At 40.8% G+C, this 15,661-nt stretch carries 10 protein-coding genes and 4 tRNA genes; 13 read left to right on the top strand and 1 reads right to left on the bottom strand.

Translation table 11 applies throughout. The features are described from left to right. The first annotated feature begins 219 nt into the window (after nucleotides 1-219). A complete protein-coding gene (locus FHK88_RS07840; RefSeq protein ID WP_227430190.1) occupies nucleotides 220-1,170 on the top strand; it encodes a hypothetical protein in 951 nt (316 codons plus the stop codon). An 82-nt stretch (nucleotides 1,171-1,252) separates the two neighbouring features. On the opposite strand, the gene polA is transcribed toward FHK88_RS07840, so the two are convergent. Beyond that, nucleotides 1,253-4,243: a DNA polymerase I gene (gene polA / locus FHK88_RS07835; RefSeq protein ID WP_413680480.1), complete on the bottom strand. Its 2,991-nt coding sequence runs from the start codon at nucleotides 4,241-4,243 to the stop codon at nucleotides 1,253-1,255. A gap of 357 nt (nucleotides 4,244-4,600) precedes the next feature. On the opposite strand from polA, the gene FHK88_RS07830 reads away from it, so the two are divergent. The 12 genes from FHK88_RS07830 to tuf all read left to right on the top strand — a co-directional run bounded on the left by FHK88_RS07830 (nucleotide 4,601) and on the right by tuf (nucleotide 15,654). Further along, nucleotides 4,601-6,217, top strand: coding sequence for a helix-turn-helix transcriptional regulator (locus FHK88_RS07830; protein ID WP_227430188.1), 1,617 nt, complete (start codon nucleotides 4,601-4,603; stop codon nucleotides 6,215-6,217). A 316-nt stretch (nucleotides 6,218-6,533) separates the two neighbouring features. Next, nucleotides 6,534-7,382, top strand: coding sequence for an SH3 domain-containing protein (locus FHK88_RS07825; RefSeq protein ID WP_227430187.1), 849 nt, complete (start codon nucleotides 6,534-6,536; stop codon nucleotides 7,380-7,382). Nucleotides 7,383-8,018: 636 nt separating this feature from the next. Beyond that, the gene (locus FHK88_RS07820; RefSeq protein ID WP_227430186.1) at nucleotides 8,019-8,951 is read left to right on the top strand and encodes a hypothetical protein; all 933 of its coding nucleotides are present in this window, start codon (nucleotides 8,019-8,021) and stop codon (nucleotides 8,949-8,951) included. 27 nt (nucleotides 8,952-8,978) lie between these two features. Further along, nucleotides 8,979-9,488, top strand: a complete 510-nt coding sequence (locus FHK88_RS07815; protein WP_227430185.1) for a hypothetical protein — start codon at nucleotides 8,979-8,981, stop codon at nucleotides 9,486-9,488. Nucleotides 9,489-9,539: 51 nt separating this feature from the next. Then, entirely contained in the window at nucleotides 9,540-10,355 is an 816-nt protein-coding gene (locus FHK88_RS07810) for a hypothetical protein (RefSeq protein WP_227430184.1), read from the top strand. Nucleotides 10,356-10,551: 196 nt separating this feature from the next. Further along, nucleotides 10,552-12,147 carry a peptide chain release factor 3 gene (locus FHK88_RS07805; protein WP_227430183.1) on the top strand — a complete coding sequence of 532 codons (1,596 nt, stop codon included), beginning with the start codon at nucleotides 10,552-10,554 and terminating at the stop codon, nucleotides 12,145-12,147. 302 nt (nucleotides 12,148-12,449) lie between these two features. After that, nucleotides 12,450-13,433: an FHA domain-containing protein gene (locus FHK88_RS07800; RefSeq protein WP_227430182.1), complete on the top strand. Its 984-nt coding sequence runs from the start codon at nucleotides 12,450-12,452 to the stop codon at nucleotides 13,431-13,433. A gap of 128 nt (nucleotides 13,434-13,561) precedes the next feature. Then, nucleotides 13,562-13,637: transfer RNA gene (locus FHK88_RS07795), tRNA-Thr, on the top strand. A 32-nt stretch (nucleotides 13,638-13,669) separates the two neighbouring features. Next, nucleotides 13,670-13,753: transfer RNA gene (locus FHK88_RS07790), tRNA-Tyr, on the top strand. A gap of 67 nt (nucleotides 13,754-13,820) precedes the next feature. After that, nucleotides 13,821-13,894: transfer RNA gene (locus tag FHK88_RS07785), tRNA-Gly, on the top strand. A 65-nt stretch (nucleotides 13,895-13,959) separates the two neighbouring features. Further along, a tRNA-Thr gene (locus FHK88_RS07780) sits at nucleotides 13,960-14,034 on the top strand. Between the two features lie 429 nt (nucleotides 14,035-14,463). Further along, nucleotides 14,464-15,654: an elongation factor Tu gene (tuf, locus tag FHK88_RS07775; protein ID WP_227429433.1), complete on the top strand. Its 1,191-nt coding sequence runs from the start codon at nucleotides 14,464-14,466 to the stop codon at nucleotides 15,652-15,654. Nucleotides 15,655-15,661 lie beyond the last annotated feature (7 nt).

Raw genomic sequence — 15,661 nt, 5'->3', positions numbered from 1 at the left:
ATACCCCAATATATACAATCCAATATCCTTTGATGGGTTTGTAATTAAAATATTTAAGGAAGTGTTTCTTTATTTGGGAAAATAGATTATGCTGTTTTATCTATTTGTGTATTGATACACACAATATTTTATGAGAGTAGTTAGTCTAGTATAGCTGACTTAATACAAAACTGTTAGACTAAGTTGTTAGGTTTTATAAATTAATAGAAGGATATCAAGATGTTACCATTACAAAAGGCAATTGCTACTATCTGTATGCTTCCTCTATCAGTTGTGCTGATAAGTTGCGGTGGTGGTAGTGGAGGTGGTGATGATGTTAGCATTAATAAAGATAATAATGGTGATGATACCAGTATTAATAAAACTAATAATATAGCAGTTGTTTCTTTTGGATTTAATGTTAATGAAAAAGGTAACGTAGATTATATTGAAAGAGCAGATATTAAAATTTCATCAAAACATACAACGGTAATAGAAAAGGCGGTATATGGTCATGATAGTGATGACCACACAGGTGAAGAAGACATCATAGAATATATGATAGCAAAGGATTTTAAATACTCAGTAAAAAATAATAGATACTTAGCTGCAAATACATTTGTGGATTCTAAGTTGGCATATCATTTGTTATGGAAAGATAAGCAAACTGGTAATACATTGCGTAAAGATACCCAATATATCCCAGTCAATATATCAGGAAAAAGTGGCGTAAGCAGAGATGCTAAAAAAGGCTTCACAACAGTTTTAGATAACTTGCCAATAGTGAAAAATAAGAAACTTACTTATCCTGAAGGGTCAATTTGCTATGTAACACAGTCAAAAACTAACAAAGATTATGTGAGTTTTGATAGCACTGATGACACTGATTTTAAGAGTCTGGCTGAATGGAGAGCAACATGGGGTGGGTCTCAAGCTGAGGTAACAGAGACTTCACTAGGTAGTAATAATGAATTACCAGTTATGTATATGAACAATGGTCAATTAGATGATGGGCATATGATTCATATGGCTGCTGTCAAGTATAATGGTAAGATATATAGTGCTGATTATGTACCTGCCTATAATGAGCAGGTCAATAGTAATCCAGATAAAGGCTTGGTAGATTGCATAAACTATAATGATATTGCAGCAAGCTTTATTGAGAGCGAAATTAAGAAGGTTTATCCGTAGTAATGGTTGTCAATTACACTAAATTAAAGCCCTAAGTTGTTTAACTTTTAACTTAGGGCTTTTTATTAATAAGCCCCACCCATCAATGAGCCTCGTCCCAATTCTCGCCCATACCTACTTCTACCAGCAACGGTACAGCAAAATAAACTTCCCAGCCTTTATCTTTGGCGGTGTGGGTGAGTACATTTTGCATGGCGGTTTTTATCTGTTTACCAATCTCATCAGCATGCGATTTATCCACTTCAAATACCAGCTCATCATGCACCTGTAGCAGCATTTTGGCGTGTTCTTGTGGCAGGATTTTATGAACCGCAATCATTGCCAATTTGATGATGTCGGCAGCTGAGCCTTGCAGTGGGGCATTGATGGCGGCACGTTCGGCAGCTTGTTTGACCATACGGTTACTGCTGTGAATATCAGGCGTATAGAGCTTGCGACCTAAGATGGTTTCGACATAGCCGTTATCATAGGCACTGGCTCGGGTGTTTTGCATATAGGCTTTGACATTGGGATAGCGGTTAAAGTACAGCTTGATATAGCTGTCCGCCTCTTCGGGTGTCATTTGTAGTTGTTTGGCAAGCCCAAATTTACCCATACCATACAATAGCCCAAAGTTAATGGCTTTGGCGTTACGGCGTTCAGTGGCGGTAACTTCTTGCACCGTTTTGCCCAAGACTTCGGCGGCGGTGGCGGTGTGAATGTCCAAGCCATTTTTAAAGGCTTGCGTTAAGGCTTCATCGCCAGAGAAATGAGCCATCAGACGCAGTTCGATTTGTGAATAGTCGGCGGCTAAAATAAGTCGGTCTTTGGGGGCGATAAAGGCTTGGCGGATTAGTCGTCCTGTGGCAGTACGAATGGGGATATTTTGTAGATTTGGGTCGGTTGAGGACAGTCGCCCTGTACTGGTCAATGCTTGATGGTAGCTGGTATGCACGCGGTCAGTGTCAGGGTCGGCGACAGCGTCCAAAGCGTCCGTATAGGTGCTTTTCAGTTTTGCCAAAGAGCGATATTCTAAGGCAATATCGACAAGTTCATGGTCAATTTTGGATAGTACCGCCTCACTGGTGGAGTATTGCCCTGTTTTGGTCTTTTTACCGCCTGCCACGCCCAATTTATCAAACAATATCTCGCCAAGCTGTTTGGGTGAGCCTAAGTTAAATTCCTCACCTGCTACTTGGTAGGCACGCTGTTCTAGGGCGGTGATTTCCTCATCAAAGCGGGCAGATAACTCATTTAAAAAGGAGCGTTTGATTAAGATACCATCGGCTTCCATTTGGCATAAAATTTGTGCAGTGGGGATTTCCAATTCGTGCAATAGTCGCAAATTATTTGGCTCGTCTGCCAGCTCTTTTTGGAACAGCTCAAAGAGCTGATAAGTAATGTCTGCGTCCTCACAGGCGTAATCACTGGCGATGGCAATTTCAACTTTATCAAAGCTGATTTGTTTTGCCCCTTTGCCTGCCACGTCCTCATAGGTAATGGTTTGGGTATGTAGGTAATGGCGGGCAAGGTCGTCCATACCATGCCGAGTAGCAGAGGCGTTGATGATATAGCTAGCCAACATGGTATCCATTGCCCAATTCCTAGTCTTCCCAGAAACCACCCTATCTGTGTTGCCTTCGCTTGCTGTACCAGTTGTACTATCTACGCTTGCCTGCCTTGATAGGACGCTTTCTGAAAACGCTAGATTTAAGTCTATATTTAAATCGATACCATAACGACTCAATATATGAGCGTCATATTTTAGATGTTGCCCAATTTTACCAATATCAGGATTTTCCAAAATGGGTTTTAGTTGGCTTAATACCTTATCTCGGCTGAGCTGTTTATTAACCAACTCATCTTCACTAGAGTTATGAGCCAATGGGATATAGTATGCCTCGTGAGCTTGCAAAGATAGGGCAATGCCGACCAACTCTGCTTGTCGCCAATCCAAACTGGTGGTTTCGGTATCAATGACAAAATAGGGGGCAGATTCTAGCCGTTGCAATAAACTGGCAAAGGCAGGCTTGTCTAAGACGGTATGCCATGCTTTATCATGTGTTTTGCTATCTTTGATGTGTTCGATTTTACTGGCTTGTATAGATTTGGCGATTTGGGCTTGGGTTTCTTGAGTTTGGCTATTATTTGACTCGCCACTGTTCGCTTGATTTGCCTGATTAGCGGGATGATTAGGGTGGTCAAGTGAGGCAAGCTCATTTTTAAACTCAAGCTCGGCATATAACGCCCGCAACTCATCAATATAAGCACAAGGGTCATTATTAATTAGCAAATCTGCCCAATCATGCCCAATATCCAAGTCGGTAACAATGGTTGCTAATTGCGAGTTCATCGGGATATCATCGGCATATTCCACCAAGTTTTTACCTGCTCGCCCTTTGATATTTTCGACATTTTCTAAGATACCGCCCAAGCTGTTGTATTCAGTGAGTAGTTTTTCTGCCGTTTTTTTACCAATCCCTGGTACACCTTTAATGCCATCAGAGCTATCCCCCATTAAGGTCAAATAATCGACCATTTGTGCAGGTTTGATACCAAATTTATCAACAACCCCTTGATAATTAGTGACTTTACCCGTAAAGCTGTCTTCTAAAATCACACAATCATTTACCAACTGGCACATATCCTTATCACCTGTGGAGATGACCACATGATGACCTTGTTTTAATGCTCGGTAGGTGAGTGTGCCGATGATGTCGTCCGCCTCTGCCCCTTCGATACACAATAGCGGAATGCCTAACGCTTTGATAAGGCGGTGAATATAGGGGATTTGCTGTGCCAACTCGTTGTCCATTGGCGGACGATTGGCTTTGTATTCAGGTGAGAGAGTATGGCGAAAGGTGGGTGATTTGGTATCAAATGCCACTGCCATATGGGTGGGCTGATAACGTCGCATCAGTTTAAGCAAGGCATTTAATGTGCCACGCACTGCATTGGTGTGCAAGCCTTGACTGGTGGTCATGGTCGGCAAAGCATGAAAGGTGCGAAACAGATAATATGAGCCGTCCACTAAGATAAAGGGAGTATCCTCTTTATTGATATGACTGGTATCCATCGTTGCCACATCAGGCATGGTGGAGAATTGGGGGACTTGATTGGGGTCGATGGGATTGGCTGGGCTATTAGAGGTATTGTTAGCAGTTGAGGTCATGGAGGTCACTTTATCTTTTAAGGTGGATTATTTGTATGAGAAAAGGTTATAAAACTCGATGGGTCATTATAGCGAAAAAACAAACAGGGTGCTTTTTGAATAGTGACTATGAACAATCGTATTTATTTAGATAGGAGGGCGGTATTGGTGTGACTACAAAAATGTCATTAACATGTAAATGTTTTTCTTAATGATGTATATTTGATACTATAAAGTTGTTATTTGTATATTATATGTCATTAGTGTGTAAGGAGATATGGCGAGTCTGATGGATCATATGTGTATTGGTCGCAAGGAGTGGTGATGGATAAAGCGGAGTATGAGTTACTATACGACCTGCAACAGTTAAATATTGATGATGGGCATTGGTTTGAGTTGTATATGAGTTTGCTCAGCTATGGAAACAGTACATCACATGACAATCAGGGGTTTTATGACCGTCTTGAGCAGACTTTAACATTTCGTCAACAGTTGATGAGTCAATGGCGGTTGTTTAATGATATTTTTGATACCTTGCCATTTGCAGTACTGTTTTTGGATGTAGACTGCCAGATTATCCAGTGCAATCACAAAGCAGTGCAGTTAAATCAGCAAACCAAACTACAGCGTTTTTTGGCAAAACAAGTGCTATCTAAGTTTGAGAATGATGATGTTGGCAGTTTTGTGACAGACAGATGGCAGTCAGAGACTGATAGCTACTATATCGGGGTGCTAAGCTATCATCAGCACTATAAGGTGCAGTATATTGCTTATATTTATGATCAACAGTTACGAGTAAATCCAGACATACTTATGGCTCTGTATCAGTTGTCAGTAACAGAGTGCCACATTGTTCAAGTGATGTTAGAGCATGGCAGTAGCAAGGAGGCTGCCAAAAATGCCAATATCAATGTTGAGACACTACGTTCACACCTAAAGTCTATCATGCGTAAAACACAAACCCATAGCCAAAGTGAGCTGATGATAAAGCTATTGTCAGGGGCGCATTGGCTGGGTGAAATTAGTAATCAACTAGGGGATAAAAATAAAGAGCTATTGAATAATCTAACTGAGCAACCATTGGTTAGCTTAGGTCACCCCAAAGGGCATATTATTATTGTATTTCCCAGTTTTTTTGGCATCTTGTGGGATATGATTGCTGATAAAGCATTAGCGTGGCATCAGTGGGCGATGGCACAGAATTATCACCTACTGATTTGTAATACTCACCTGATGATTGATAAAAAAGATTGGAAATCTCAGGGGTTAGGTAATCTGTGTCAACAATTGGCAGGGCAAATAAATACGTATTTACAAGAGTATCCCACACAGATAGAACGAGGGGTGCGTTTGTTGGGTATTCACTCATCGACTGCCATTACCTTAAATGTAAGTCCTTATTTAGATGCCAAGGTGAACCGGATACAGTTGATTTCTCCAATATTACCAGCACCCTATATGACTCAGCAGCACTTTTTGCATAAAGAGTATCAAAATGTCGCTAAAGCCAATAAAATCGGTAAAAAAATTTGGTTTTCAATTGCGCCACAAATTGTGGAGGCTGCTGCCAAAAATAAACATCTATATTTCTCCAAACGTCTGTCTCATCAGCGTTATCAAGCAGATAGAAAAAAAGTGCAATCTTGGATAGAGCATGCATACCTTGCTGACTATTTTTGCAAGCACTGTCAGCTTGCCAGTCATAAGATTGCCTTTGAGGCATCATTATTAGATAGTGACTGGCAGATAGCTGAGCCAACTTGTGATATTCATTGCATCACTGGTGAGTATGATGCTTATTGTAATATTGAAAGTATCTATCATTTTGCTGATACAGATAAGCATATTGGCATACATGTCATTCCTGATGCGTATTACAGTCTATCACTGGAGCAGTGGCGAGCATTGCTACAGTAGGGGTGATTGCACCTTCACTCTGTTAAGTACCCGTATCTATTCTGTTTTGTTGCTCTTAATATGCTGTATAACCATAATAACCACATTCAATGTATTTGATAGTTTTGACTGTCTCTAAGTCCTCTGTACATATGTAGGGTCAAAAATGTTAGTAAAAGATAAAAAGTCACCCATTTGGGTGATTTTTTTTGTGTGAAGAATTGCTACATTGATATTAATCAAGGGCATTTGTCTGGTATTTATTGGGTGTTTGATGAGTCAGATGGGTTCTTGGTTATGGTTAGGATATCTATAAATAATATTAAGGAATTCGATTATGTTAAAAAACAATATGCAACAAGGCAAAAAACAAGGTACTAAAATCACTTCTGTTTACTCATATGGACGTTCAAATACACTGTTCAGTAGACTTTCTAAGATAGGTATCGTGGTGCTTAGTATGGGAGTTATGTTTGGCTCTGCTCATGCACTGACTACCAGTGATCAATGTGATTATCAAGAAAGTGCTGGTAATTGGCGTGTGACGAATGTCCGTTCTAATGATGTGCTTAATATGCGTCGAGATCCAGGAGCAAGAAGTGCTAGAATTCATACCCTACCTTATAATGCACGCAATCTTGAGGTTATCTGTTGTGTGTCACAGCCACGAGGGGCAGATTGGTGTTTGGCACAACAGCCATCCACTGGCAAGTCAGGCTGGGTGTCTAAGCGATATATTACCCCAGTAAGTAGTAATAGTTATACGCCACCAGCAAACCAACGAAGTACGACGAGTCGAAGCAATCGTCCAGCAAACTATGTAAGCCCATATATTAATGATAATTATGCACGGCTACTGATAGAGAAAATGTACCGTGATTATGGTCATGTCAATGTAAACAGTGATCGTAGGTTCTTCCGCACGTTTGTACACTCACAATATCTTGACCAGTACTTGGCAAATATTTCAGGGGCACACCCTCTATACTTTAATCAAGACACAGGGAATGTGACCAATTTAGAAGTTGTCAATGACCCAATGTATCCAACAAAAGATGGCAACTACTATGTCAGAGTGAGCTTTACTCTAGATCCATATTCGGAGCCTATGAATGTGGTTTATCGTCTACGAGTCGATGATAGCAATCAGCGTTTGCGTATTGTTGATAGTACTGTGAGCTGGTAGATATGAGTCTGAGAGAGGGCATGTTCAACAGCTCTTAGTCATAGGGTCTGTTGAACATGACAGCAACACAAGGAGGAGAGTAGCAGTGCAACGCTTAACTCAAAAAGCTAGCGAGAGACGTTCAGCTATGAGTGTGTTATCAGTATGTTTATTTGCTATTTTGGCTTTAAGCACTTGTAGTGGGGAGTATCTAACGACCACGAAAAAACAACCAAAAGTGATTTTTTCTACAAGCAGCGAGCATGATATATCTTACGTAAGATAACCTATTAATAGGTTAGGCGGGTGTATAAAAGTTATCTTGCCAACTTACCAAGGAAATATATAGTCCTAGTCTCAGTGAAGTTTTACGTGACCTTTAGATATCTGGTTGGCTTAATATAAAGTCGCTACAAAAGTTGGTACACAGTCACACTTATGTGTAGTACCTGATTTTATAAGACTTTTATAACAATAGCGATACCTTCACTGGTTTTCCTTATAACAGTATTATCTGGAGTTGATTAAAGAAAGTTGATTAAAGAAAGTAGCAATATGGTCTGTCTAATATAAATCCACTATCGTGTTAACCTCACTTGCTTGCCTGTTGGTGAAATTATATTAGAGTGACGATAAAGCAGTAGGATAATCATAATCATGTGGGACTTTAGCATCAGTCAATCCTTAGGCGTTTTATTGAAAACCATACCCTTTATTCTATTGCGGTTTATGGTGTATGCCAGTATTACCAGCATCTTGATTATTGCTGTAGGTATTGGGGCAGGGGTTGGTTGGAGTGTTGGCAGTCTATTTGGCAAAGATGGTCAGTCAATGGGTGCTTTTTTAGGTGGCTTTATGGGGCTTAGCCTACTATCTGGCATCATATATTGGTTGCGTGAATATATTTTATATCTGGTCAAAGCAGGACATATTGCAGTGATGGTCTCACTCATTACTGGGCAAGCAATACCATCAGGACGCTCACAGCTTAGTCATGCACAAGCAGTTGTGCGTCAGCGCTTTGTTCAAGCCAGTACCTTATTTGCCCTAGACCAGCTTATCAAAGGTGTGCTGGTATCCTTGGTTAATGGTTTGCAAAGATTATTAAACCATCTACCACTGCCTAATATGAAAGGTATCATGGAAGTGATAAAAGCCTTTTTGCGAGTGGCAGTTGGCTTTATAGATGAAGTGATTTTAGGGTACGTTATTTATCATAACAGTGACAGTGCATGGCAAGCAGGACAAGATGCCTTAGTACTGTATGGGCAAAACTATAAAATTATGCTAAAAAATGCGTTATGGTTGATGGTAATTATTTACACATTAAGTTTTATGGTGTTTTTACTGATGTTAATACCATCCGCTGTATTAGTGTATTTACTGCCCAATAGTTTGACCATCATGACACTTATATTTGCTCTACTATTGGCATGGAGTGTTAAAGTTATTTTATTTGACCCTTTTGCGGTTGCTTGTCTGATGCAAGTATATTTTAAGACCATAGATGGTCAGACTCCCAGCCTAGTGTGGGAGCAAAAATTACATGGTGTCTCAGAGCCATTTCGCCAGTTACAAAGTAAAGTTTAGATATAACAATACTAAGGACGATATCTTATGAAATTAAAAACTATAGCAACAGCATGTGCTTTGTTTGGCACACTTATTATCAGCCAATACACACTTGCTGCAAGCAGTAGTATTACTAAGCAACAAGCCTCTAACCCCAATAACTTTCATGCAGGAAGTAGCTCAAAAGATATACCAGATTCTATTGGTCTCTGTTCCGCAAGTCTGCTGGCATGTGCTGAGCGTGTGTTGAGCTATGAGCAGGCAAGATTGGATGTGGATGCCAACATAAAACTGGGTAAAAATATTGGTATGGCTGAGCTATTTATCTATCCACAAGCACGCTCTCAACCAGATGTTGGCGTGGTGATTATCACTGAGCAACCATACGGTGATGATGGGGATGATTCAGTATCAGGTGAGCGTCATCGTATTGCCTTTATTGAGCAAGAAGACAGACGAGGCAACCCCTACTGGAAATTTGTCAGCTACCGTTACCAGTGGCTATGTGCTCGTCCTGGTAGTGATGGTAGCTGGTCAAAAAATTTGTGTCCGTAATGTGCATTGGTATTAATAATAAAAGGTATTAATAATAAAAAGGAGAGAGTAATGAATAGTAGCCAAGTGCAAGGAGTAGCCATTAGCCACAGTGAGCTAAATAGTAGGCTCAAACAAATAGCCTCTGTAATAGTAGGGTTGTCTTTGAGTGTATTGCCGTCACTCTCTGTACAGGCTCAAACACAACTGGTTGTTAAGCCTGATAGAAATAATCCTAACATTGAGCAGATATATGCACAAGATTATCATAATGGTAGGTTAGTAGAGCGTAATATTAGTCAATTTACGCATCCACACCACATTACCACAGAGATTGGTGATTGGCTGGTATCAGATGATGGGCGATATGCCATGTTTTCTCATTATGACTATCCACCGAACAAAATTGTCGTCTATGACCTAAAAAATAACCACCGAGTATCAGAGTTTAAGCCAGAATATGCAGGAAGCTTACGTTGGACGGGTAATAACTTGGTAGTAATGACCTATGGCTGTGGTACGATGTGTGGTTACATGCGTATCTTTAACATCAAAGGCATGCTATTAAATGAGGTTTGGCTTAGCGAAACCAGTTACTCACCCGATGGCAAATACGTTGCCATGTATCCCGGAACATCAATGTCAGGGAGCAGGGAGTTACGTATCTATCGCTTTGACCCAATAAAAGGGGCAAAGCAGATATTTAATAGGGAGAACTTTTCAGGTATTCCAGAAGACGCTTACATTAGTAATGTAAAATGGCTATCAAATAATCGCTTAAAAGCAGAGTTTGAAATCCCATATTACTTATTAGAGACGGACGAAAATGGTGAGATGGATGAAAGCAATGAACCAAAATATGAAAAAGTGATACAGTTACAAAGGTAAGAAAAATAACGGCTATCTAAAAACTGTTAGTTGCTGGAGCTTACTCCAGCAACTTCACTAATAGCAGTGTTTCTTTGGTAATTTCTTTGGTAAAAGTTCAAAAATATATCTTTGCATAAACTGCAACCACCTTATAAATCCGCTACAATACGCCATAATATTTTTTTCTAACTGTTTATTGAATAAGTTATCTATTATGAGCGTAGACCCTAAAAAATTAGCAACAGAAGTTGCCAAACGTCGTACCTTTGCCATCATCTCGCATCCTGATGCGGGTAAAACCACCATGACCGAAAAATTACTGTTATGGGGGCAAGCCATTCAGGTAGCAGGAGAAGTCAAAAGCCGTAAAACTGACCGCCATGCTACCTCAGACTGGATGAGCATGGAGCAAGAGCGGGGGATTTCTATTACCACCTCCGTCATGCAGTTCCCTTACAAAGACCATATCGTCAACCTGCTCGACACACCCGGTCACGCCGACTTTAGTGAAGATACCTATCGCACTCTAACGGCGGTAGACAGTGCCTTAATGGTGATTGATGGGGCAAAAGGGGTAGAGGCTCGCACCATCAAACTGATGGAAGTGTGTCGTATGCGTGACACCCCGATTATCTCGTTTGTGAATAAACTTGACCGCCAGATTCGCGACCCGCTAGAGCTGATAGACGAAATTGAAACCGTATTGGGTATTAAATGTGTACCCTTAACCTTACCGATAGGTATGGGTCAGGACTTTGTTGGCGTGTATCATCTGACTGAAGACAAAACCTACCTCTACGAAAAAGGTCATGGTGGTGAAATCACCGACATTGAAACCCGAGATGGCTATGATTATCCTGATATTCGTGAGCGTCTGGGTGAGCTGATGTTTAACCAGTTTGAAGAGTCTTTAGAACTGGTACAAATGGCATTGGAAGACTTTAGTGTTGATGCCTTTTTAAAGGGTGAGATGACCCCTGTATTATTTGGTACAGCATTGGGGAACTTTGGGGTAAATATGGTGTTAGATACCCTCATTGAACACGCTCCAGCCCCGCATGCTAGCCCTAGTGAAGAGCGTCAAGTCTTAGCAACCGAGCCGACATTTAGCGGGTTTGTCTTTAAAATCCAAGCCAACATGGATCCACGCCATCGTGACCGTATCGCCTTTTTGCGAGTCTGCTCAGGCAAATACGAAAAGGGCATGAAAATGAACCATGTACGCTTGGGCAAAGAAGTGCGTATCTCTGATGCCTTGACCTTTTTAGCAGGTGACCGCGAGGCACTAGAAGAGGCTTATCCGGGTGATATCATTGGCTTGCATAATCATGGCACGATTAGCATTGGTGACAGCTTTACTGAAGGGGAAATGCTTAACTTTACAGGGATTCCACATTTTGCTCCAGAGCTATTCCGCCGAGTGGTTTTAAAAGACCCACTTAAATCTAAACAGCTACAAAAAGGCTTGCAACAGCTTAGCGAAGAAGGAGCAACACAAGTCTTTATGCCTCAGATTAATAATGACCTTATTTTGGGGGCAGTGGGGGTGCTACAGTTTGACGTGGTCGCCCATCGTCTAAAAGAAGAATACAAAGTACAATGCACCTTTGAGCCAGTGTCTATTGCCACCGTTCGCTGGATACATTGTGACGATGAAGTGGCATTGGCAAAATTTAAGAAAAAAGCCCACGACCAGCTATCACTTGATGGTGGTGGTTACCTAACTTATCTTGCCCCAAGTCGAGTAAACCTACAGCTTATGCAAGAGCGCTATCCTGAAGTGACCTTTAGCAATACTCGTGAGCATTAATATAGTGATATAGTCTACCTATTATAAATGCACCACGGTGTTAACCGCACTCAATGTACTACGTGTACTATCTTTATTTGGTTATTTTGTGGTGCATTAGCATTGATGTTCTAAATCATATTTATATTGAAGGGTATGCTGATGCATGCCTTTTTTATCACTATCTTGTATTAACTTGATAATAACCAATACTTTGCAAGCTTTAGACGATATTTTATACGTTGTCATCTATGATTGGTAAAGTGTTAGAATGAGTAGCATAGTTTTATAATTTAATAGCCATATCCCTTAGGAGTATTTTGATGCAATATCAGAAGGAAAGTAGTCAATGGCAACTGCATGCCCTGACCGAAGCACTTGGTGACTTAACATTAACGGTTAAAGATAGCCTATCAGTTGGTCGTGGTAGTGACAATGATGTCGTATTAGGAAGCAAACAAATTTCACGTAATCATGCCAAATTGTATGTCTTAAATGGTCAGTTATATATCAAAGACTTAGAATCTTCTAATGGAACTAAGGTTAATGATAGTGTATTAACCGCCAATAAATCTGTCCTTATAAAAGCAGATGATGTCATTAGCTTTGCAGTATTTGAATTTAAAGTAAGTAAACCAGTAGCAGAGGCACAGCCTGTCATTGCTGAGAATAAGGATGTCGACGATAAAAAATCTGAAGATAAAGCTTCAGAAAATATCGACTCAGTAGAAGAGGTTATATCAGCAGAGGAAAAACAAAGTAAAAGTGCAGAACAGGCAACGGTTCATGAAGAGCAAAAGCAATTGGCTGAGCCATTGGTGACATCAGATGCACAAGCAAAAGCAGAGCCATCACTTGTTGCCGAAAGCAATGATACGATAGCACCTGTCAATCCATTAGATACCAGTTTGGATGAAAAGCCGTCTGAGCAAACACCACCACATGTAGAAGCTCAGAAAAAAGTATCTGAGGCACCCGTACCCTCTGCTTCAACAGAGTCCAAAAAGTCAGATAGTGATATTATTGACACTCAGCAACCTGTCACAGAAACATCTGAGCCAACCAACTTAATAGAAACAACAACTAACAATAGTACACCAAGTAAGCCACATAGCGATGATGCAAATAGCATAAACCAAACTATCAAAGATAAAGTTAATACAGTGGCGACAAGTGAAGATAAGCCCATAATAACAACTAAAGAGCAACAAGCAACGACACAACAACCAAAACCGAAGTGGATGTGGTTAGTGCTGGCATGTGTTATTATCTTAGGAATTGCCTTTCTTGTACTTTCAGGTAGCTAAAAAATGTACAGTTAGCCCTGTTTTTTGCTAAAAAAGCATGTTTTTTTACAGAAAATGCAAAAAAATTGAAAATAGGGGTTGTGTTTTAAAATATATTTGTTAGAATACTCCCCACTTTAAGGCAACACGCCGACTTAGCTCAGTTGGTAGAGCAACTGACTTGTAATCAGTAGGTCGCCAGTTCGATTCCGGCAGTCGGCACCATTGCTTTTTAAAGTATCCCTAGTTATACCCCAGGTGGGGTTGGGGAGCGGTCAAACCCATCAGACTGTAAATCTGACGCGAAAGCTTCGAAGGTTCGAATCCTTCCCCCACCACCATTTTATACCAGCTAAATTTAATATAGATATTGTTAAGTTTAGTAGACTGCTGAAACTGCATAGCATTGCGGGTGTGGTTTAATGGTAGAACCTCAGCCTTCCAAGCTGATGGCGCGGGTTCGATTCCCGCCACCCGCTCCATTTATTATCTATAGTCCTATATTGTTATAACCTATCCGTTATAAAATATATTATCACTATAAACTGCTCATATAGCTCAGCGGTAGAGCACTCCCTTGGTAAGGGAGAGGTCTCGAGTTCAATTCTCGATATGAGCTCCACTTTCTGATGGCTATCTTGAGTTATATAGATGCTGTCACCAAATATAGTATTATCTATCATCACTATTTGTGATGAAATCACTAAAGACAGCACCATAGGTGTTGTCTTTTTGCGTTTGTCTGTTAGTTTAATGGTTTCTGTGTCTAGCTATCATTCCTGACATATTTTCAGTATAATTGACCAGTAGCACAACATCTAAAATATTTAGTACAATGCGCAATAAAGTCTTAGCCCATTTGATGGTCTGATTATTAACCATTTAATAATAAATGAATTGGGGATAAGCAACTAACTCTAACAGTTAATTATAAATATTGAATGATTGCGTATTGTGATACTTACTCATTCAATAAGTTAACTGAAGATGATTTATTTTACATGCTGATTTTAAACTTTAATAAAGTCACACAATAAAAGAGGAACAACCCATGGCAAAGGCCAAGTTTGAAAGAAACAAACCACACGTCAACGTAGGAACCATTGGACACGTTGACCACGGAAAAACAACCCTAACAGCAGCCATCGCAACCGTAGCTGCAAAACACTTTGGTGGTGAAGCAAAAGACTACGCCTCAATTGACAGTGCACCAGAAGAAAAAGCACGTGGTATCACCATTAACACCAGTCACATCGAATATGACACCGAAGCACGTCACTACGCACACGTAGACTGCCCAGGACACGCTGACTACGTTAAAAACATGATTACCGGTGCTGCCCAGATGGACGGTGCAATCTTAGTTGTATCAGCAACAGACGGCCCAATGCCACAAACACGTGAGCACATCCTACTATCACGTCAGGTTGGCGTACCATACATCATGGTATTCATGAACAAATGTGACATGGTAGATGACGAAGAACTACTAGAACTAGTAGAAATGGAAGTACGTGAATTACTAAGTGACTACGACTTCCCAGGTGACGACACCCCAATCATCAAAGGATCTGCCCTAGAAGCCCTAAACGGCTCAGACGGACAATATGGCGAACCAGCAGTAGTAGAACTACTAGAAACCCTAGACAGCTACATCCCAGAGCCAGAGCGTGACATCGACAAAGACTTCCTAATGCCGATTGAAGACGTATTCTCAATCTCAGGACGTGGAACGGTCGTAACAGGACGTGTAGAATCAGGCATCATCAAAGTAGGTGACGAAATCGAAATCGTTGGTATCAAACCTACCACCAAAACAACCTGTACTGGTGTAGAAATGTTCCGCAAACTGCTAGACGAAGGTCGTGCAGGTGAGAACTGTGGTGTACTACTACGTGGTACCAAACGTGAAGACGTACAACGTGGACAAGTATTGGCTAAACCAGGCTCAATCACCCCACACACCAAATTTGACGCAGAAGTATACGTACTAAGCAAAGAAGAAGGTGGACGTCACACGCCATTCCTAAATGGCTACCGTCCACAGTTCTACTTCCGTACCACAGACGTAACAGGTGCTATCACCCTACAAGAAGGCACAGAAATGGTAATGCCAGGTGATAACGTAGAAATGAGCGTAGAGCTAATCCACCCAATCGCGATGGACAAAGGCTTACGTTTCGCTATTCGTGAAGGTGGTCGTACTGTAGGTGCTGGTGTTGTTTCTACAGTAAAAGACTAAGCTGTTA

The organism is Psychrobacter sp. I-STPA6b (assembly GCF_020662265.1).
In the GTDB taxonomy this organism is placed as follows: domain Bacteria; phylum Pseudomonadota; class Gammaproteobacteria; order Pseudomonadales; family Moraxellaceae; genus Psychrobacter.
The sequence above is the reverse complement of the archived record's forward strand: the minus strand, read 5'-3'. Positions and strand labels throughout refer to the sequence as shown.